Source organism: Roseibium sp. AWQ4_290, assembly GCF_056160985.1.
Genome location: NZ_JBSWYG010000024.1, coordinates 44,338 through 65,724 on the forward strand (window position 1 = coordinate 44,338; position 21,387 = coordinate 65,724).

Here is a 21,387-nt window from a genome sequence, read left to right on the forward strand (position 1 = left end):
CGCGACCCGCTCAAACCTCAGTTGATCAAGCCTGCATGGGCCATGGCTTCACGAATTTCGCGTTTGGTGTCTTCCGACACCGGCACAAGCGGCAACCTCAGCTCTTCTTCAATCTTGCCGAGAAGCGACAATGCATATTTCGCTCCGGTCGGGTTCGGCTCCAGAAAGAGTGCCCGGTGCAGCGGCGCGAGACGGTCCTGATACTCGAGCGCCTTTGCGAAATCTCCTTCAAGCGTCGCCGCCTGGAAGTCCGCACACAGGCGCGGCGCCACATTGGCTGTCACCGAAATGCAGCCGACGCCACCATGGGCATTGAAGGCCAAAGCGGAGATATCCTCCCCCGACAGCTGAATGAAGTCCGGACCACACAGATGGCGTTGGCGGCTCGCCTTGGCAAGATCAGCGGTGGCATCCTTCACGCCCTTGATGTTCCCGCAGGTCTCATAAAGCTCGGCCATGGTTTCCGGGGTCATGTCGATCACTGACCGGCCCGGAATGTTGTAAATCAGGATTGGCAGCCCGACAGCATCATTGATGGCCTTAAAATGGGCCTTCAGACCCGGCTGGTTCGGCTTGTTATAGTAGGGCGTCACAACCAGAAGCGCGTCCGCGCCCGCCTTTTCCGCATGCTGGGCAAAATCAATGGCTTCCACTGTGTTGTTGGACCCGGCACCGGCAATCACCGGCACCCGGCCCGCGGTTGCTTCCACACACAGCTCAATCGCCCGCTTGTGCTCGTCATGGCTCAAGGTCGGGCTTTCGCCGGTGGTTCCAACGGGAACAAGCCCCATGGAGCCTTCTGCGATCTGCCAGTTCACAAACTCCTGAAACCGTTTCTCATCAAGCGCTCCGTCCTTGAACGGGGTAATCAGCGCTGGAATGGAGCCTTTGAACATCTCGGTTTCCTCTTGGACAAAGCTTGTGATTTTGCGAGCGGACCAATCTCCTCTCAATGGAGGCGCAACATACTCATCTGATGTCAAAGGAGCAATGGGTTTGGCTGCTTTCCGAGCCCGGCAATGCACTTTCTTTTGACCTGCCCCTTCCGCGCAACGCTGCCAGACCTGCGCCGCGCCCAGATGGGATTTCTTTAGCCCATGCTTTGAAGACCGGTCCTCTTCAGATGTCATCGCAATCCCACCGTCGCGTTTGCGCGCAGCGCCCGACGGACTTATGGCCAATGGCGCGATGGGCTATCTCAACCCTGTGTAGAAGTTACGTAAGGGTTCTTCCTATTGGCAGACGTTCTCCCCGCCCTCTATCTTGTTACAAAATACAAGTTGGATGGAAACGTTTTCGGGAGACCGTCATGACGGCCGCACAACAGGAGGTGTCCGCCCCCCGTGACGCCGCACTTCTTCCAAACGGGGAAGACTTCACGTGGGAAAGTTCCGACGGCCTCTTGCTGTCAGGCTGTGAGTGGCGGCCTGCGCCATCAAAATTCATTGCCCACCCCGACCGCATTCCGCTTCTCTGCCTGCCGGGCCTTTCCCGGAATACCAGAGATTTCAAGGATATCGCCCAGTTTCTTCAGGCAAATGGCCATCGGATCCTCGCTCTTGACTATCGCGGACGCGGCAAGAGCGCCTGGGACAAGGACTGGCACAATTATGCGCTGCCGGTTGAGGAAAACGACATTGCAGCCGCGCTCGACGCGCTTGAGCTGGACCGTTTTGCGGTACTGGGCACCTCACGCGGGGGGCTGCACGCGCTCGCCATGTCCAACCGCTACGGTAGTGAGCGCATGGCTGCCGTGATTTTCAATGATATCGGGCCGCATATCGAGATGCAGGGCATTCGCCGGATCGCAACTACCCTTGGCCACAAGATGAAGTCCGGCAGTTTTGAAGAGCTCGCGCATTCTCTGGAACACATGCTTGGACGGCAATTTCCGATCTTTTGCCAGAAGAGTTGGCTGAAACTGGCTCACCAGCTGGCGTCCGAACGCAAAGGCGAGGTCGTTCTGGACTATGACCCGGCGCTGGCCTGTCAACTGGCCAGTGTCGATGACGCGACACCCCTGCCCGACCTGTGGCCTCTCTATCAGAACCTCACCGACAGGCCGGTTCTTGTTCTGCGCGGCGAGCATTCCGATCTGCTCAGTCCTGAAACAGTCCGGCAAATGGCCGCTGATCATCCGAACGCTGAAGTCAGGACCATTCCCGGACAAGGTCATGCTCCCGCACTTTGGGACCGGGACACCCATGAGGCTGTTTCAGACTTTCTGGAACGTCTTTAGAGGAAGCCGCGTTTCACCGGAATTGGGTATCGCAGCCTGAATTTAGAGATTTCAACGCAAAAGACAAACCGGTTTGAACCCGTTTGAACGCAATTCACTCTATGGCAAATCGCGTTTAACCGGATTCAGATCTCACTGTCTCTCGGCTGCGCCTCGAACGCGAAATCTGAAACAGTCTGAATTCAAATAAACGCGATGCGCTCTAAAAACAAGAAAACCCGGCGTTGCCGCCGGGTTTTCCATCAAACCTCTTTTCGAGGATTGATTAGAACGTGCGCTGCATACGAACGCCGAACTTGAGTTCGTCAGTGTCAGTGCCAGACGCACCGTTGAGGCCGTCAACATCGGTATTGGCGTAACCAACGTCAGCGCCCATCACGAAACCGGAGACCGGCTCCCACTGAACGGACCCATCAATTGCCCAACGGTCAACATCACCGATCGAAGCATTTTGGTCCATGTCAACCTGAGCATAAGAACCGTCAAGTGCGAGGCCAATGGTCGGGGTCGCCTGGATGTACGCACCAGCGGAGAGAGAGAAACCGCTGTTGGTGTCGTCGCCGGTGTAGTCGGAAACGCCGGTCACGTCAGTGATGCCATTACCGATGTAGGACAGTGCGCCATCAGCATAGAAACCCTGGAAGAAGATGTTCGAACCAGAGTTCGCGAACGGCAGGTTGAACACGGCGCCAGCACCGATTGCCCAGCCGTAGTTGTCTTCGCCGCCAGTTGCATTGTTGTTAGCAACATCCGGGTAGACCTGATGCAGAGCACCAGACAGCTGTGCAGAGCCCCAGCCCTGGGACACGGCGAGAACACCGACAACGTCCGGAGCGCGCGTGCCGCCATAAGCACCGACTTCACGGTCAGAACGATCTTCAAGAGCAAGAGTTGCAGAGAAGCCGTTGCCGAAAGCAGCGGTGTAAGCGATCTGGTTGGTCGTGACATCGGACCAGTCACGGGTCACAACACCAACGAAGGCCTGACCGGTGTAGATGTTGAAGTTGGAACCGAGGTAACCAGCTGTCAGTCCGCCCCACTGGATGTAACCAGCGTCAAGCTTGGATTTAGCTTCACCGTTGGTGATCTCCTGACGCAGAGCAACATAGGCACGCAGCGTGCCGAATTCAGTTGCCGTGCGGGCGTCAAGGTAGACATAGCCGCGTGTCAGCCAGCTGTAGCCGTCAGCATCACGGTCGCCCCAGGCACCATTGTCCATCACGTTGTTGACAACGAACTGCGTGCGCAGACGACCGCCAACGCGCAGGCAGGTTTCGGTGCCCGGGATGTAGTAGAAGCGAGAGCCGTAAGCGTCACAGACGCGAACATAGTCGACCGGCTCCGGAGCAACCGGAAGATCGGCCGCCTGAGCGGTGGTAGCGGTAGCAGCAGCTGCCACGCCGAGCATCAAGCCCTTAAGTTTCATATCTGACCTCCAAAAGTCATTTTACGTTGGAGCCGACCGCTTTTCCCTAAAGTCGAAGCGGGCTCCGTCCCCGCGATTTCCTTCAAAAACGACTTTGGAATTCATTCCTGATCGTTTTCACTGGCGATTTCTCGCCGTCGCATCACCTTAAAGACCAAACCAAGCGGCAATCTTCAAGCGCTAAACGCCCGGCAGCAGCACAAGCAAATCCCTGTGTGTTTTTTGTGCAACATTTCGTTTACGGGCCTCGGCTTCTCCATTTGACACAACGCATACGCTGCGAAAATATTCAGATTAAAATCAGGTCAATATTTAAACAAAACAAGCGTCATCCGCTTATATTTACCAGCTTCCCTCAATGCCATTGAATTCAATACGATTTAAAATATTTCGATCTTAGATTTTTATATTTTGAACAATACGATAATTTCTTATTTATATTTATTTTTTCGAATTATTTAATGTATTTCTCGGAAAATAAATCCTTCTCCTTCAGTATTCGCTTGAAGCTCTTTCGACGGAAAAGTTAACACGGCTTTTGCTGCATCAGAGGGTTCGACCAGGGAAAAGACGAGCCGCAACGGTAGCCCCGCTGTCTGGAAGCCTTGCGATTCTCCGTTCCGGTTCAGTCTGTTGACGCTTGAGAGCGGGTTACCGAATCTGCACCGTGACGCCCGCACGCTGTCCCCGGGCATCCAGAATCGTCACACTTGCAAAGCCAGGCGCTTCCGGTTGCCAGATCAGCTGACGGTCAAGGGTGTCATACCCGAGTGGGCGTCCATTGATCAGCACCCCATAGGGGGCAGTGCCGCCCTTGAACTTGACCACAAGGGGCTGTGCCGTCTCTGCATCACCTGTTACATCCGACATCCCCAAATCAAGTTCTGCCCCCTCCGGGGGAAACGCGATTCGCAGGTTGGCACGTTCTGTGTCTGCGCTCTGCCGGGCGGCCGTCCGTGCGTAGCGCAAGGGTGCCGGTGGCCGGTCCTCCAGCAAATCCTGAAGAGACGGCGGAAGGGTCGGCAGCGGCACGCGCCTGGCGCCCAGCACTTGAAACGTGTCTTGAAGAATCGGCACGGCGGCCGTGCGGCCCGTTTGACCCGGCACTGGCGAGCCGTCCGGACGCCCCACCCATACGGCCACGGCAAACCGTCCGTCATATCCCGCGGCCCAGGCATCCCGGTAGCCGTATGAGGTGCCGGTCTTATAGGCGATCTTGCTGGTTCCAGCGCTTTGCACTTGTGGCATGCCCGTCAGAATGCCGCTGACCAGGGCGGCGGCCTTGGGCGACAGAACCGGCGCCTTGCCAACCTTCTCCCGCTGCTCCGTCCCGCATCCGGACCGGCAGACATGGAGCTGGACCGGACGTCCCCCGCCCGCAAGCGCCGCATAAGCTTGCGTCAGATCCTTCAGCGACAGGCCGAGACCGCCAAGGCCGATGGCTAGCCCGGCCCCCGTTTTGCTGTCCAGAACCGGCCGGGCCCCAGCCCGCCTCAACCGGGCCATCAGCCGCGCCGGTCCCACCGCTTCCAGCAATTGGACCGCAGGCGTGTTGAGGGAGGCCAGCAACGCTTCGCGCAGGGTGACGGTGCCTTGATACGCCCGGTCGAAATTGGTTGGCCGGTATCCGCCAATATCGGTCGGCCGGTCCACAATCAGGCTTTCCGGCAGACCGATTCCCTCTTCAAACGCCAGACCATAGATGAAGGGTTTGAGTGTGGAGCCAGGCGAGCGCAGAGCCCGGGTCATATCCACATGCCCGAAACGGGTATCATCCAGAAGATCCGGGGCACCAACGCTGGCCAGGATCTCACCGCTCTGGCGATCGGCAACCACAATCGCCAGGGAAACAGGCGCTGGCAACGCCTGCGCCCGCCGTCTGGCAAGCTGTTCAAGAGACGCCTGCACATTCTTGTTCAGGGTCAGCCGATGAACCGGCTGGTTTGGCGCTGCAAAATAGGCGGCCCGGCTTTCATGGGGGGCTAGAAAGGGCATGGCGTGCCGCCGGGCCCGCACCGGCTCGGCTTGCGCGGACGCAACTGTTTCGGCCGAGAGGACGCCTGCGGCCTGGGCTCTGGCCAGCACCCGGTTGCGGGCCACACGGGCTCTTTCCGGATGCCTGTCCGGCCGCCGGGCTTCCGGGCTCTGGGGCAAGGCCACCAGCAGGGCCGCTTCTGCAGGGGTCAGGCGGCCCGGTTCCTTGCCCAGCCAAGTCAGACTGGCCGCGCGAACCCCCTCCAGATTGCCGCCAAAAGGCGCCCGGAGCGCATAAAGCGTCAGGATTTCGTCTTTGGTGAGGGTCTGCTCCAGCTGCACAGCCTTCAGGAACTGGTGGTATTTGCGCTGCAGGCTTCGGGTGGTGTGTTCCTCCAGCAACCGGGCCACCTGCATGGTCAAGGTCGACCCGCCGGAGACAATCCGCCCATGCCGGAGGCTTTGCAGGGCTGACCGCACCACGGCCCGGCCGTCAATGCCGCCATGACCGTAAAAACGTTTGTCTTCAAAAGCGAGCAGAAGCTTCAGGTACAGCGGATCAATCTCGTTGAGAGCGACCGGCAGGCGCCATTTCTGATCCCGGCTGATGAAGGCCCGGAGCAGACGGTCCTCCCGGTCCAGAACGACCGCCGACACCGGAACCCCGGCCGGGCTGACCGGCGGCGGCAAGGCCTGATAGTCCCGGACCACCTTCCAGGCGCTCCCAGCCAGAAAGATCCCCAGCAACAGGGCCAGCCCTCCGAGCGCCGCCGCCGTCCGGCGCCAGCCGGCGCCTTGCTTTTGCTGAGGCTTGCCCGCGGCCACGTCCGTTTACCTGACCGGGCCCAGGATTTTGAACCGGCCCGTCTCCGTGATGGCATGCCGGTCAGGCCGGTACATGTCCTCCACCGTTGCGGGCGGATGAACAAACGCCCCCGGAGTTGCCGCCCTTGCCAGATAGGCAAAGGTCATCACCCGGTCGCTGACCCGGTTCTGGTCGACGGCCACTTCAAACCTGTCCTTGAAAACTCCGGCATGCTCGGTGTTCTGAACCATGTTCAGGAACGGCAATCCACCAAGGTCACCGGAACGCAACAGCCGGGGATTGTCGATCACAAGTCCGGCGGGCAGCCGGTCAACGACCATGAGACGGCCCGGCTGGTCGGTCAGCGCACGGACCGTCAGCACGACCGCCAGCCGGGTGTTGACCGCAATGGCGCCGGGATCGACCGGAGTGCCATTCAGATCATAGACGTGACGCTCGATCTCATAGTCAACCCCGCCAGCCGGTTCCGGCACACTGGGCTTTCCGCTCACGGACACCAGCAAATCGACCGGATCCGTGCCCTTGTTTCTGATCAGGGCGGGGCTTGCCTCAAGGCCTGCCCCCTCCATTTGCCAGACCAGCCGCCCGGGCGTTTCCACACCGTTAAAGGCAACTCTTGCATCTTCCGTCTTGTCGTTCAGGGCATTGGCCGCCAGAAGCAGCCAGACCATATCCTGGGTCGAGCGGCGCCCGGCCACTTTCTGGACCGATGTCAGCAATCCAAGTGCTTCGTCTTTCAAATGGGGATCAAGGGACGCGGACACCACATAGTCTGTCACCGCAGCAATGTCGCGCAACTTGGAGCCGAAATCGAGGCGGAACTCAGCGTCTTTTTCCCGGTTCAAGGCGGACAGGGCTGCTTTGAACCCGGTAACCGCCCGGTCTTTTTCCCCGTAAAGGGCCAGGCCGGCCGCCAGCTGGGCCTTCGCAAGGGGCGTTCGGAAGTCTTTCAGCTTCACATCCAGATAGTAGCGCAGATCCCCCATGGACGCCCGCCCGTTCCGGGCCAGAACGTAAAGGGCATAGGCCGTTCCTTCCCCGCCCTGTTCAAAGCCGGTGCTGTAGGACAGGCGGTTTTCAAGATTGTCCAGCGCGGCGATAAAGGCCTGCTCCGGCACGTGATAGCCTTTGTCCCGCGCCTGGGTCAGGAAGTCTGTCGCATAGGCACTGAGCCAGATCCCCCCGTCAATGTAACTGCTCCACAGTCCGAAAGCCCCGGACGACGACTGCCTGGAGAGAACCTGGGTAATGGCAGCTTCGACCTTTTCCTTTACGGTCTTGTCCGTTCCAAGTCCGGCTGCTTCCGCAACCTCGCCCAGATACAGAAGCGGCAATGCCCGGCTGGTGGTCTGTTCGGTGCAGCGGTAAGGATACCTGTCCAGAGCCATCAGCAGACCGGCGACATCGATAGAGGCCGCGCCGCCCAAGGTCAGGCTGACATCCACCGTGTCGCTCAAAAGGCCGTCAAAACTCTCCGGCCCCAGCTCAAGGCTCGCGCCAGCGTTCAGCTGAAAGGACGTGCGTCTGACCACATCCGGCTGGGTGTTGCGCACATTCAAAGCAACCCGCTTCACCACTGCCTGCCCGTCCGGTCCGGTCAGGGCCAGCAGGACTTCACCATTCACCGGGGTGGGCCCAGCGGCAACCGGCAACCGCACGACCGCCTTGCCCCCGGCCTCAAGGTCCAGCAAGCGCTCTGCCCGGCCTGCATTGTCGACCATCAGGCCGCGTGTAGCCGATACATCCAGAGTATAGGACCCGGCCGCGCCGTCCAGATTGTCGATTTCAATGGCAATGCGGGAGGTGTCGGCCGGCGCGAGAAACGCAGGAGCGCTTGCGCTGATCACGACCGGGGAGCGGACTTCGATGTCCTGTTCCCCATGGCCAACCCCGTCCTTGCTCCAGGCCACGGCTATCAGCCTCAGCGCCCCGTTGAAATCGGGAATGTCGAAGGAAACACTTGCTGTTCCATCCGGCCCAGCCTCCACAAGCCCGGAGAACAGCGCCAACGGTTCGTCCTCAGGCGGCGTCGCGTCGAGCCGCTGCGCCATGGCATCCCCGCCAGAGCGGATCCGGCCCGCCGTTCCGGCCATCCGGTCAATCAGCTGTCCGTAAAGATCCCGGATCTCCGTGCCAAGACGGCGCTGGCCGAAATACCAGCCCTCCGGATCCGGGGTCTTGTAGCCCGTGAGGTTCAAGATCCCGGCATCCACGGCGGCAATGGTCAGATACGCCTTTTCACCCGCCTTCAGATTCGCCAGCTTGACCGGCACGTCCAGCACCGTTTCCGGCTTTATCCGCTCCGGCACGCTCAACTCCACCTGGAGCTCGCGCGCGCCCGGGTCGACCTGCAGCCAGGCAAGGCCAATCGCTCTGGACGGCATCCGTTTCTGGGCAAGATCCATGGGCCGGAACAGGCTGGCGGTCACATAGGCCCCTGCCCCCCAGGTCCCGGAAACAGGAATGCTGACCTCGGTTTGCGACCCGGATACTTCAACCGTCTGGCTGGACAGCACGCCGCCTGCCAGCACATTGATGACGGCAATGCCGGCCATCTGCGGTTTCAGCCGCAATTTGGCAATATCTCCCGGCTGGTAGCTTGCCTTGTCGAGCCCCACGTCCAGAAAATCCGGTGTTTCGGAGGTTTCTCCCGCTGAATACCAGCCGGCATTGAACGTCACGCTGGTTGCCGTTTGAAGCCCGGTGCCGCCTTTGACCTCAAGCCGGTACTCGCCCCAATCCACCGGCACAGACAGGTCGACCGGTTTTGAGGCGCTGGTTGAAAGCGCTCCGGCAGCCACCTGTTTGCTTGTTACAATCGGTTCGTAGGACCAGCGTCCGTCCAGCTTGTACCATTGAAAGCGCCGCTCGATCTGATAGAGGGTCCAGGCCAGATCCGGGACCTCCTGCCGCTTGCCATCGGCCCCAAGCACAATGACCGAAAAGTCAGCCGGTCCGCCTTCATCCACATCCCCGTCAAATGCCGGTTTGATGCCGATGCGCGGGCCGTCCTGTTCCACTGGCAGATCCAGATGGCGCTCCACGGCCCGCCCGCCAGCCTCCACCAGCCGGGCCACCACGGTGCCATCGTATAGCCCGGTCGTGTCGGTCAGTTCTGGCAGCACAACGTTGAAGGACAAACGGCCCGTTTTGTCGGTCTTCAGGCCATCGGGCAAACCGCCCCGCAGGGGATAGCCTTCCTCGTTTTCCAGGCCGAACTGATAGCCGGGAAACGCCTTGTGCGTGCGTACGGGCTGCACAATGACATCGCCTTGCAGCAATTGGCCGCTGGCCGGAGAGCCATAGAGGAACCTGGCTGTCAGGGAGACCGGCGTGCCCCCCTTCCGGCTGAAAGCCTCAGCCTTGGTTTGCAGATCAAAATCCACCCGTTCGGGCTGATAATCCTCCACCAGGAAAGTTGCCTGAGCCAGCGCGGGGGCTTTCGGATCGGCAAAGACCTGCCAGGACCACTGGCCTTGCTGGGCTGAATCACTCAGGACGAGATCCTGCAAATGCCCTCCCAGACCGCTGTCGGCGACAGTGTATCTGGCATGTTCGACACCATCCGGGCGCGTGAACAGGAAGGTCAGCGGAAACGCTTCCTGTGCGATGGCCTTAGCCGTGCGCAACAGGGCCTGGGCATGAACGGTTTCGCCGGCCTTGTAGATGCCCCGGTCCGTCCAGGCGAAGACATCCAGCGGCCCCGGCGCGGGCCGGCCTTCAACGCCCCGGTCCGAGAGGTCAAAGGCGGGTTTGCGCAGATCCAGGAAGGAATAGTCCCCGTCCCTGGTTTGTGCGACCAGCACGCCGGGAGCAAGACCGCCGCGCCCACGGGTCAGACCGGCGGCGAATTCTGCCCGCCCGTCCGCATCGCTGGTCGTTTCGCCAAGCACCTCATTGTTCACGGCCAGCAGGCGCACCGTCGCCCCTTCGAGCGCCCTGGCTGTTCCAAGAGAACGGATATTCGCGACAATACCATTGTCGCCGGACAAGGCACTCAACCCCAGATCTGAAACCAGAAACCATTGGGTCGCCACTTTGCTCCAGTCGTCTTTCCGGCTCAGCTTCGAGCGGGCCGTCATGGCATAGACACCCGGCTTCAGCGTCAGGCCGGTTTTTGTGACCGGGAAGGCGGTTGTCACATCCTGATTGAGGCGGTTCTCCGTCTCCAGGACACCGGACCAGACCTTTTCGCCCAGCTCGTTTTCAATTTTGTCCGCCTGCCAGCTGCTCAACTGGCGCAGGAAACTCTTGTCCCGAAGGACGCCGACGACGGACCGGTTGCCGATCCGGTAAATGCTTGCTTCCACCTCGCTTGTATTGACCGTGACCACTGGGATCGTGGGCGATCCGCCGGAGGGCAGGACATAGGAGCGGCTCAGGAACCGGACGGACGGAGACCGGTCCGGCACATAGACAGACAGATCCACCGCCTTTTCAAGGGTCTCGCCATCCAGGGCCGGCAAGCCGCTGCGGATCGTGACCTCGTAGCGGGCGCCGTGCTCAAGCCCCTCAGCACATAGCTGGTTGCCTTGCGCGTCAATGGAGACTGTTCCGGGACCCTGGACAACCATGTACGGGCTGAGATCTTCTCCAACCGGCAGCTTTTGTGACAGGACCACGCAGACCCTCGGTGTCGTTCCCTCCGTTTCAACCGAGTGACTGAGAATCCTGAAACCGTATTCGGCAATAAGCCGATCATAGCGTCGGCGCCGTTCAGGTGTATCTTCCAGGGCAAGGGCTGCCCGCGCTGCCTTGATCGAGCGCATGGGCTTGTCGCTCTTGAGCAACGCCCGGCTGAGCTGCTCCAGCACGAGGGCCTGTTCCCTCGGATTGACAGCGCGCAGATAAGCATTGATCCCGGCCGAAATCGCGTTGCGGCGATTGATCTTCCGCTCGTCCCAGTCCGGCACCTCCCGGATGATCAGAGCCTGGGTCAGCCCCACCCAGCCATCAAAATCCGACGGGTCCAGATTGAGCAGCATCACGAAACTTTTTTTTGCAACGTCCCCTTGCCAGCGCCGCAAAGCCTCCTCGCCCCCCTGGCGCAGAGCGCCGATGGAGGTTCCCCGCGGCCCGCGCCGATGGGCGATGCGTGCGGCAAATGTCTTGGCGTCTTCAAGCTCGTCCGCCGTCAGGAATGTCAGGTCTGCCTTCCGGTCGGCCACAATATCGGCGGATGGTGCCCGCACTTCCACCACCCGGCCGGCAACGGCCCCCGCAAAGCTCTGCAGCGAGCCGAAATCCGACTTCAAAAAGCACCAGCCAGCGGATGTGTTGAAGGTAAAGGCCCGGCATTTTTCGTCCTTGAGACAGGCCGATTTGCAGCCCTCAAGGTCGACCTCCTTGACTGTCTGGTAGTCGCTGCCAAAAAAATCAGCGTCCTCAATGGTGACGATTTTGCGGTCCTGCGCCCGCACCTCGGCCGCCTGAAATGTGGCACTGCCAAAGGCAAGAGCACTGGCTGCAACGGCTAGAAGCGTTTCGCGCGCCAAAAGCGGTTTCACGGAAAAAATCGGGGTGAAGAGATTGAAAATATGCAGCAAGGTCTGCCTCCCGGACCAGGAACTGCACATATGAACGCACTGGCACGTGACAATTGCAAGGCGGTTTTGTGCAGGTTTTATGCAACTTTGTCACAATAAGAGCGCGTCACTCCCGCCATGATTGGTCTACCAACGAGAGCCTAAAACCGCAGTGAAGAGGTCAACACTCCGCACTGCCCCAACACCGCGTTTGATCTTCTCACGCTCCTGTCGAACAGTATTTTCAACTCAAAAAGCCGATCCTGAGCGCTTTTGACAATTTCAGCGTATCGCGTCATTGAGCAGTTATTGCACTTGCAAAACATCTTCAAGAACAGAAGAAAATACGCCCTCCAGCGGCATTCCTGATCCATCATGAGCACCGAATTGTACAATAGCATTAGCTTTCGAATTGTGAATTACCGAATTTGGCGGAGACACCTCAAAGACACGTTGCGCTGAAACATAAACAGGCCGCTCATCGAGCATGCGCAGCTTCACCAGTGGAGCGGCAGCGGCAAACCGCTCAACAAGCGCCTCAAGAGGCTCTCGGCTGAAACTTTGCTGCGACTCCGACTGAATCATCACTTTGTCCCCCGGTTCATAAAAGAAAACCGTTGGCCGGCTCCGAATTAAGCTATGAGCTGGAATTGTTTTTGATGATCCATCAAGCAATTGAAAAGCAACAAACATCTCTTCCCCCTATTGAAAGACTATTTGTTCACATGTGTATTTTGAAGGACAATTCTATTCCTCAAAAACGCTGAAATGCGATTGAATTATAAGTAAATAAATTTGAAAAGATATCTTTCAAGCCTAGCTTGATTCGATCAGCACCGCACATTTACCCGGTCCGGGAGACAAGTTCCTCGATCAAGGAGGCCACTTCCAGGGCGGCTTTGCTTGTGGGGGCTTCTTCGGTCACGGCAAAGCCCTTGCCCATGGCGGCTGCAAACACGGTGCGGTTGCCCAGGCGGGTGGTCAATGTGTCATAGCCGGATTCGACAATTGCGTCGGTCATTTCCGCCGTCAGCGATGCCCGCGGCGGCACACGGTTGAGCACCAGCAGGGCTGGCGTGCTTTCCCGGGAGGCCAGTTCGATGGTCTGGGAGGTCGCCCACAGATCAACCGGCGTCGGCTGCACCGGAACGATGACATAATCTGCCGCATCAATCGCCGGTTTGGCGTCCGTGTCGGTTTTCGGGGGGGTGTCGACCACCACATAGCCATGGGATCTGGCCAGGGACCGGGCTTCCCGCCGGGCGCCCCAGCCCGATGCGGTGCGGAACTCCAGACCGGTCTCATCCTCGCCAAGGCTGCGTTCACGGGCTTCGTACCATGTTCCGAGGGAGCCTTGCGGATCCACATCCAAAATGGCAACAGGCTCGCCGGACTGGCGGGCAAGGGCAACAGCCAGATGGGCCGCCAGCGTTGTTTTGCCGGACCCGCCTTTTTGCTGGGCCACCGTCAAGATTCGACCGGACATCGCATACCTCCGCTTATGCGACCTTATATTGCGACGTCCTTTTTCGCAGCGCAACAAGACATTGCTGTCAAACCCGGAATTAAATCCCGTTACGTCACTTAAATTTCGACCGGTCTGATCAGAAGCCCAGCCCTTGTGACTACCGGCCTCCCAGGGCGTAATAGACATTCCAGGACGGCCGCCCGGTCACCGGCATGCCGAATTTGGCTTCCGCCTTGCGGATGCCGGCGCGCGTGGCCGGGCCGACCTTGCCGTCTGCCTCACCCACATCAAACCCATTCTTGTTGAGCAGCTTCTGCAGATCCAGCCTTTGGGCGCGGGACAGGCCCGGATTATCGGTCGGCCAGGGCGTCTGGAAAGGTTTGCCGCCGGCAACCAGCTCTGACAGAAGCGCAATGGCCAGCCCGTAAGACGTTGAGGCGTTATAGGAGCGCAGGGCGTTGAAATTACGGGTCACGAGAAAGGCGGGCCCATTCGCACCGGCCGGACGGATCAGGGCCGCCTCGGTCTTGCCGGACACGCGTCCCCCATCCAGCTTGCGCAGGCCCCGTTTGCCCCAGGTGGACAGGGAGGCCCGTTTCTTCAGGCCGCTCGGCCCTTTGTAGCCGCCTGGAACCTTGACTTCATAACCCCAGGCGCGGCTGTCGCGCCAGCCGGCATTTTTCAGAAAGTTGGCGGTCGAGGCCAGCGCATCGGGAACGGAGTTGACCAGATCCTTGCGTCCGTCGCCGTCAAAATCCACCGCCAGACTGTTATAGGTGCTGGGCATGAACTGGGTCTGACCGAAGGCCCCGGCCCAGGAGCCCTGAAAATCGGACACGGGCACATCCCCGCGCGACGCGATTTGCAGGGTCTTGATCAGTTCGCCCCTGAAATATTTCTGGCGGCGCTTGCCCGCACACACCAGATTGGCCAAGGCATGGGGCGTATAAAAATCCCCCTTGAACTGGCCGTAATCGCTTTCAATGCCCCAGACCGCCAGAACCACGTGGCGGTTAACGCCGTAGCGTTTTTCGATCGCTGACAGGGTTCTGCGGTGTTTTTTCAGATTTTTGGCACCATCCTGGATGCGCTGCGCGTCCACTAGAAAGGCCATATAGTCCCAGATCTCGGTCTTGTATTCCGGCTGGGAGGAGGAAAAGCGGATTACCTTTTCATCATAAGAGGCGCCGGACAGCATCCGCTCGGCAATGTTGGCGCGCACGCCTGCGGCGACCGCCTGTTGTTTCAGCTTGGCAACACAGCTCTCAATGGCCAGTGCCGGTGCGCCAGAGACAAGCAAACCCAGCGCCGACCCCAGCCCCACCCCGGTCAGAAAATTCCAAACACCCAACCGCATTGTCCGAATCCCCTCTTTGTCCTCGCCCGGACACGACCACGCTACCTTCACGGAAATACGGCAGAAACCGCAAGAGGCAAGTTATCAAGAGGAAGAGACAAAAACCGGCCGCATATGGGCCGGTTTTTCCATTTCAGGGCCGTGCTTCCAGGCCGCCTAGCGGCCTTCAATCAGCTTGCGGCGCAGCCATCCGGACAGATTGTCCATCATGATGACGACAATCACCACGAGGAGGATGATGTAGAGGGTGTTTTCCCAGTCCTGCCGGGTCCTCATGGTTTCAAGAAGCTTCAGGCCGATACCACCGGCCCCCAGGGCCCCGATCACCGTGGCCGAGCGGGTGTTGGATTCCAGATAATAGAGCAGCTGGGACAGGAACAGCGGAAGGATCTGCGGAAACACCCCGAAGCGGTATTTTTGAACCGGAGACGCCCCGGTCGCCTGGATGCCTTCAATCTGCTTGCGGTCCACATTCTCGATGGATTCGGAAAACAGCTTGCCGAACGTGCCTGTGTCCGTAAAGAAGATCGCGAAAATACCCGACAGCGGTCCAAGGCCGAAGGCGCGGATGAAGATCAGCGACCAGATCAGCGTATCAATCCCGCGCAGGAAGTCGAACAGGCGGCGGATGGCGAACCGGACCGCTCCGGACGGATTGACATTGCGGGCCGCTGCGAAGGCAAGCGGCAGCGCCAGAATACCGGCGATCAGCGTGCCCACGAGCGCCATAATGACCGTCTGCAGCAGCGCATAGAACACATCCCCGTGCTGCCAGTCCGTGTTGTTCCAGAACTCACTGAGAATAAACTCCCAGTTCGGCAGATCCGGATTGATCCTGTCGCCGGAAAAGGCCAGCCCGGCCAGCTGGGAGAAGGAATAGGCATTCAGGGGGGACTGAAAATCAAACCAGAAATTCTCCCAGCCAATGAAATACCGGTGCACCTCGATCTTGTTCTTGGTGATCCAGATCCGGGCATAAAGGCTCGGGCGCATATCGACCTGCGCCTTGCTGGCCCGCAGCCAGGACGGTGGATTTTCGCCCAGATAGCGCGGCGGCACGCCCTTTTCATAGGTCACACGATACGGCTGATCGTCCCCGGCCTTGAAAAAGTCCACCTGATCCTTGCCCACCTCCACATAGCCGATGGCGCCAAGGTCGATGCGCGTGTCACCGCCTTCTTCCTGCACCCATCCGGGGAGCGTTTTATAGGCGGCGCGGCGGCTGCCTTCCAGATTGGCCTGGAAATGATCGTCCTTCAATCTCTTGAAGACGTGGATCTTGTAGGCATACGAATCGAGCACAAACAGGCCGACCATGTTGGTCCGGGTCTTCGCAATGACATTGTAAACGTCGAACGAGAAGAAACAGGTGACCAGATAGCCAAGCACCAGGAGCGCCACCCCGGCGGGCAGCAGGCGGCGGGAGAGCGGCCGGTCGATCACGCCGGGAAACCGGCTATCGATGTCGGCCATCTGCGCGGGAGTAAGAAGAGACATCTGATCGCCTTTCAGAGCAAGCCGGCTTTGCCGATAAACGCCTTGCGGATCCACCCGGACAGATAGTCGATGCCGGTGATCGCACAGACGAGCAGAACGATGATGGCGGTCACATCGGCCCCGTAGTTCCAGTCCACCACCTTTTTCAGTTCCGCCCCCAGGCCCCCTGCCCCCACGAAGCCCAGGATCGCCGAGGCCCTGACATTGATTTCAAGGCGCAGCAGCGTATAGGACAGAAAATTCGGAATGACCTGGGGCACGATGGCAAATCGGATCTGCTGCATCCAGGACGCCCCTGCCGACTTCATGCCTTCCATCGGCTTCATGTCCGCATTTTCGTTGCATTCGGAAAACAGCTTGCCGAGCGCGCCGATGGTGTGAAAGGCAACGGCCGCCACAGCAGCCACGGCGGTCGGCCCCAGGGCAAGCACAAGCACCAGGGCCAGCACCAGCTCGGGAAAGGCGCGGGTCACGTCCATCAGGCGCCGCATCCAGAACACGACAAATCTGTTGGAGACCAGATTGCGGCTGGCCACAAAGCTCAGGGCGCCGCCCAGAACAAAGCCGATCAGTGTCGCCAGGATCGCGATGTTCACGGTCTCGACCAAATACGGGAAATAATGAGCCAGAAGGCCGAACCAGGACCATCCTGCATCGAATGTGTCGACCAGCAGATCCCGGGGATAGTCGAAAAAGCTCGCCAGACCGTTGGAGAAGCTCCCGGAATTGGCCTCATCTGCAACCATCAGGCCGCCGATGATGATGATCACACAGACACCAATCAGAAGGGCCGTATAGAGATTTCGGCTCCGGGCCATCTTGCCACAGGCCTCATCGATGGTCTGCAGTTGGGGATGGTCGGACAAGAGGGAGTGTGCGGTCACAGCGGGTCCTTTTCAGCCGGTTGGAGCGGCTTTGCGCGAGGCTGTGGAGCGCCTCAGCGGCTCAAGGCAGGTAAAAGGGGCGGCTCCGGGCCGCCCCTTTCTCAAAAGAAGAAATTAGTTCTTCTTGTTTTCGATCTTTGCCTTACGGGCGGCAATGATGGTGTCGTAGAAGCCAGGCTTCACTTCGACATACTGTTTGATTTCACCGGCAGCGACATTGTACATGCACTCAGGATCGTCCTTGTCAAAGGAGAGCATGGACGCCTTGATCTTGTCCTTGACGTCTTGCGGCAGGGAGGAACGCAGCACGATCGGGCCGTTCGGGATCAGCGGCGAGCGCCAGATTTCACGGATCTGGGACATGTCGAGCATGCCTTTGTCGACCATTTTGCGAAGGTTGCCGGAGGAAAAGCCTTCGTCCCAGTCGCCCACACCGGAAGACCAGGTCACGCCACCGTCCACGTCACCGTTCAGGACAGCCAGGACGTTCTGCTCGTGGCCACCGGAGAACTGTGTGGAGCTGAAATAGGTGTCCGGGTCGATGCCCATTTTTTCGAAGGACACGGACGGAACCAGGTAACCGGACGTGGAATTCGGATCGGCATAGCCCAGCTTCTTGCCTTTCATGTCATCGAGGCTTTCGATGTTGCTGTCGGCAAGGGCAACCATGATGGAGTGGTAGCCGGTGGACCCGTCAACCTGCTCGGTGGTCACGATCGGCTCGACCAGGTTCGGGTCGGCCAGGTAAAGAGATGAATAGCCGGACGCGCCCAGCTCGGCATAGTCCAGGTTGCCGCCCTTCAGGCCTTCCAGCGTGCCGGCATAATCAGCAGCCGGGAACAGTTTGACCGGAACACCGAGCAGTTTTTCAAAACGCTTGGCCAGGCACTCGTTGCTGCGCAGGCGGTCCGCCTCGTTTTCACCGCCCAGGATACCGATACGGAATTCCTCGATGTCTGCGGCGTTGGCAACGGACACATTGACGGCGTTCAGGGCGAACACGCTGACGGCGGCAGCCGCAACGATTTTGGAAAAGATCTTCATGAATTGACACTCCAAGAGGGTCTGTTTCGGATGACATTTGAGAGGATGAGCAAGCGGATCAAACCGTTGCGGCCGCCGGGGTCATCGCTCCGGCGGATTGCGTTGCGCCGGTCCCGCCGGCGTCGATTGCAGTTGAGGTCGCGGCCTCGTTGAAACTTTCGTCGGCCCCGTAGATTTCGCGGGCCGCATCAGTGGTCAGCTCTTCCGGCGGGCCATCGAACACCATGTGCCCGTCGCGCATGCCGATAACCCGGTCGCAATAGGTGCGCGCCGTGTCGAGCGTGTGCAGGTTGCAGATCACCACCTTGTTGTCGCGCTCATGGATTTCGCGCAGCGCGTCCATGACAATCTTCGCATTCATGGGATCGAGCGAGGCAATCGGCTCATCGGCCAGGATCATATGCGGGTCCTGCATCAGCGCCCGGGCAATCGCCACGCGTTGCTGCTGGCCGCCGGACAGTTCCTCGGCCCGTTTGGTCGCTTCCTGGGCAATGCCGAGACGGTCCAGATTGATCAGCGCCAGCGCCCGCTCTTCCCGGGAAAACAGTTTCAACAGGGAGGGAAGCGTTCCGTGCATGTTCAACCGGCCGAGCATCACATTGGTGACCACGTCGAGCCGGGGCACCAGATTGAACTGCTGGAAAACCATGGCGCAGTCGCGCTGCCAGCGGCGCATCATCCCGCCTTTCAGGCTCAAAATGTCCCGCCCCTCAAAGAGGATCTGCCCGGATGTGGCCGGGGTGAGCCGGTTGATCATGCGCAAGAGGGTGGACTTGCCCGCACCAGAGCGGCCAATGATGCCCACCATCTGCGGCTGGTCGATGGTGAAACTCACCTTGTGCACCGCAGTCCGGGCCCCGAAGGTCTTGGTCACATCCTGAAACTGAATCACGCGAGCCCTGCCCCATGAGTGTTGAAATGCAGGGCGACAAGAGCCATTTCAGGATTACAATTGCATGACATGTTTTTGACTTTAAGGTCAAAGATTTATGTCACTTCGGTGACATCTTGAGCTTGATCTTTGGCGAACCGTGCGAAGACAGCGGAAGAACGTCGCGTTGACAGCCTTTTTACGGTGTCACATCCGGTGCCGGACTTGCCTGAAATTCAGGCACCGCATCTGGAAAAATTTCCAGAGCATTACATTCAAGAGTTTTGGCATTGACACCACTCCCGCAAAAGGAGTGCCGCCGCGTTACAAAAACGTCATCAAACCGTCACCCAGACCACCCGCCCGCAGGCTAAAACCCGGTCCCGGTTCAAGTCCCTCCCCCAAAAATCCAGATGGAGTCCCGATGTCCGCCCCCACGCAAAAACAGGCCCTCTCCGAAGCCCCGACGATTCACCCGGACGCCAAGGTGCTCAATTGCGAGATCGGGGCCTGGACAGAAGTCGGAGCCCACACCCAGATGCGCGAAAGCCAGATGGGTAATTATTCCTATATCGTTCAGGAGGGGGACGTGGTCTGGAGCACCATCGGCAAATTCTGCTCCATTGCCCGCCGGGTGCGCCTCAATCCCGGCAACCACGCCACCTGGCGCGCCTCACAGCACCATTTCACCTACCGGGCGGCGGCCTATGGCCTGGGCGAAGACGACGCAGACTTCTTCCAGTGGCGCAAGGATGACTGGGTAACCCTCGGTCATGATGTGTGGATCGGGCACAATGTGACGGTGCTGGCCGGTGTCACCATCGGCACCGGGGCAATTGTTGCGGCCGGGGCGGTCGTCTCCAAGGATGTGGCGCCCTATACTGTGGTCGGCGGGGTCGCCGCCAAGCCGATCAAGCGCCGCTTCAGCGAAGCCCAGGAAGAGGCCCTTATGGAAATCTGTTGGTGGGACTGGAGCCACGATCAGCTGAAAGAACGCCTGCCGGACTTCCGCAACCTGACGATTGATGCTTTTATCGAAAAATACCGGTAGCAGACGGCCCCCGAGCCGGCTGTCTGTTTTACCGGCTCCCTCTCGCCGGAGTGTTCAGCCGATGGCTCCCCTCACCCGCCTGATCCTTTATGTACGTGACCCGGATCTGAGTGTCGCCTTTTATTGCCGGCACTTTGGCTACGAGAGGCAGTCTGATCCGGAAGACCGGCTGACGGAACTGGTTCCCCCGCCCGGGGGCAGTGCGCGGCTGTTGCTGCACAAGGCTGCCAAATCACAGAAACTTGGGCAAACTGCTGTCAAGCTCGTCTTCGACGTCTGCGATGTCGCAGCCTTTTGCGAGACAGCCGGACAGAACGGGCTGACCTTCGGGTCTTTACACAAGGCTGATGGATATGTCTTTGCCAATGCCAAGGACCCGGATGGCAATTCCATTCAAGTGTCCAGCCGGGCGTTCAAATAAGCCGTGCTCCCGGCACTCCGCATCTTTCCCTTGCACAACCGGCTCCGGTTTCACTGTGGTTGATCTGGTGCGTGTCGTGTTCAAATGGTTTCAAACCGTTTTGTCTTTTGCGTTGAAATTTCTGATTTCAGGCAGCGAAAGGCAAAACCGCTTTATCGCGACACGCTATAATCTGCCGTCATGATCACCGAGTGTGCTGTTCTACCCGCCAGTCTCGGCCCGTCCTTGCGCAGGTGGCGGGTGCTGAACCGCGTCAAGCAGCAAGTGCTGGCCGCCGAACTCGGCGTATCTCAAAGCCGGATTTCAAGATGGGAAAGCGGGCATGGGGCTCCGGATCAGAACTGTGCTGCGAAAATCGCCTGGCTCTTGCGCGCCCGGCCACAAAGCGCATCGGACCGGGCACTGCTCGACCTTGTGACCAAGTCTTCATCGCCAGTGCATCTGGTCTGTGACCTCACCCACAGGCTGCTGGCGGCCTCGCCCGCCCGCGCCGCGCAGTGGCATGTGGGTGTTCCGGATCTTCTGGGCAAACCTCTGTGGCGCTTTGCCTCTGAAGGTATCCGGGCCGCAGAGCACCAATTGCAGGACCTGGGCTGGTTCGAGCCGGACAGCCCGGACATTGTCTACCGGACCGAACGGGCGGAATTTCAGGAACTGACGATTCCCGAAAGCTGCCTGCGCATTTCCCGCCTGGTACTGTCAGATGGTGGCTGTGTCCGGCTTGTGCGGGACGAACGCTCTCCAGACGCATAATTTATTCAGGCTTCCGACCAGATGGCTGCTCGCCTGAAACGGTCTGCGGCG

15 protein-coding genes are annotated in these 21,387 nt (G+C 59.4%); 4 read left to right on the forward strand and 11 right to left on the reverse strand.

Annotated features, from left to right (window positions below; all coding sequences use genetic code 11):
• Positions 1-17: 17 nt before the first annotated feature.
• Positions 18-896, reverse strand: coding sequence for a 4-hydroxy-tetrahydrodipicolinate synthase (dapA, locus tag ACXAH0_RS21315; RefSeq protein ID WP_475194908.1), 879 nt, complete (start codon positions 894-896; stop codon positions 18-20).
• A gap of 413 nt (positions 897-1,309) precedes the next feature.
• Here dapA and ACXAH0_RS21320 point away from each other — a divergent pair, with 413 nt between their 5' ends.
• Positions 1,310-2,239, forward strand: a complete 930-nt coding sequence (locus tag ACXAH0_RS21320; RefSeq protein WP_475194909.1) for an alpha/beta fold hydrolase — start codon at positions 1,310-1,312, stop codon at positions 2,237-2,239.
• Positions 2,240-2,504: 265 nt separating this feature from the next.
• Here the strand turns inward: ACXAH0_RS21320 and ACXAH0_RS21325 are convergent, their stop codons facing one another.
• The 10 genes from ACXAH0_RS21325 to phnC all read right to left on the reverse strand — a co-directional run bounded on the left by ACXAH0_RS21325 (position 2,505) and on the right by phnC (position 19,132).
• Entirely contained in the window at positions 2,505-3,665 is a 1,161-nt protein-coding gene (locus ACXAH0_RS21325) for a porin (RefSeq protein ID WP_475194911.1), read from the reverse strand.
• 651 nt (positions 3,666-4,316) lie between these two features.
• Positions 4,317-6,464, reverse strand: a complete 2,148-nt coding sequence (gene pbpC, locus ACXAH0_RS21330) for a penicillin-binding protein 1C (protein WP_475194913.1) — start codon at positions 6,462-6,464, stop codon at positions 4,317-4,319.
• Positions 6,465-6,470: 6 nt separating this feature from the next.
• Positions 6,471-12,011 (reverse strand): alpha-2-macroglobulin family protein, encoded by a 5,541-nt coding sequence (locus ACXAH0_RS21335; RefSeq protein ID WP_475194915.1) that lies wholly within the window; start codon positions 12,009-12,011, stop codon positions 6,471-6,473.
• Between the two features lie 285 nt (positions 12,012-12,296).
• On the reverse strand, positions 12,297-12,683 hold the full coding sequence (locus ACXAH0_RS21340) for a hypothetical protein (protein ID WP_475194917.1): 387 nt from the start codon (positions 12,681-12,683) through the stop codon (positions 12,297-12,299).
• A 151-nt stretch (positions 12,684-12,834) separates the two neighbouring features.
• A complete protein-coding gene (gene parA, locus ACXAH0_RS21345) occupies positions 12,835-13,476 on the reverse strand; it encodes a ParA family partition ATPase (protein WP_475178537.1) in 642 nt (213 codons plus the stop codon).
• Positions 13,477-13,615: 139 nt separating this feature from the next.
• On the reverse strand, positions 13,616-14,815 hold the full coding sequence (locus tag ACXAH0_RS21350; RefSeq protein ID WP_475194920.1) for a lytic murein transglycosylase: 1,200 nt from the start codon (positions 14,813-14,815) through the stop codon (positions 13,616-13,618).
• 156 nt (positions 14,816-14,971) lie between these two features.
• Positions 14,972-16,312, reverse strand: coding sequence for a phosphonate ABC transporter, permease protein PhnE (phnE, locus tag ACXAH0_RS21355; RefSeq protein WP_475194922.1), 1,341 nt, complete (start codon positions 16,310-16,312; stop codon positions 14,972-14,974).
• 11 nt (positions 16,313-16,323) lie between these two features.
• Positions 16,324-17,196, reverse strand: coding sequence for a phosphonate ABC transporter, permease protein PhnE (phnE, locus tag ACXAH0_RS21360; protein ID WP_475194924.1), 873 nt, complete (start codon positions 17,194-17,196; stop codon positions 16,324-16,326).
• Positions 17,197-17,310: 114 nt separating this feature from the next.
• Positions 17,311-18,240, reverse strand: a complete 930-nt coding sequence (gene phnD / locus ACXAH0_RS21365) for a phosphonate ABC transporter substrate-binding protein (protein ID WP_475178524.1) — start codon at positions 18,238-18,240, stop codon at positions 17,311-17,313.
• Between the two features lie 58 nt (positions 18,241-18,298).
• Positions 18,299-19,132: a phosphonate ABC transporter ATP-binding protein gene (gene phnC / locus ACXAH0_RS21370; protein ID WP_475178521.1), complete on the reverse strand. Its 834-nt coding sequence runs from the start codon at positions 19,130-19,132 to the stop codon at positions 18,299-18,301.
• 403 nt (positions 19,133-19,535) lie between these two features.
• On the opposite strand from phnC, the gene ACXAH0_RS21375 reads away from it, so the two are divergent.
• The 3 genes from ACXAH0_RS21375 to ACXAH0_RS21385 all read left to right on the forward strand — a co-directional run bounded on the left by ACXAH0_RS21375 (position 19,536) and on the right by ACXAH0_RS21385 (position 21,336).
• Positions 19,536-20,162 (forward strand): DapH/DapD/GlmU-related protein, encoded by a 627-nt coding sequence (locus ACXAH0_RS21375; protein WP_475194927.1) that lies wholly within the window; start codon positions 19,536-19,538, stop codon positions 20,160-20,162.
• A gap of 61 nt (positions 20,163-20,223) precedes the next feature.
• Complete coding sequence (locus tag ACXAH0_RS21380) at positions 20,224-20,583, forward strand: VOC family protein (RefSeq protein WP_475194930.1); 360 nt, start codon at positions 20,224-20,226, stop codon at positions 20,581-20,583.
• 180 nt (positions 20,584-20,763) lie between these two features.
• A complete protein-coding gene (locus tag ACXAH0_RS21385; RefSeq protein WP_475194932.1) occupies positions 20,764-21,336 on the forward strand; it encodes a helix-turn-helix domain-containing protein in 573 nt (190 codons plus the stop codon).
• Positions 21,337-21,387 lie beyond the last annotated feature (51 nt).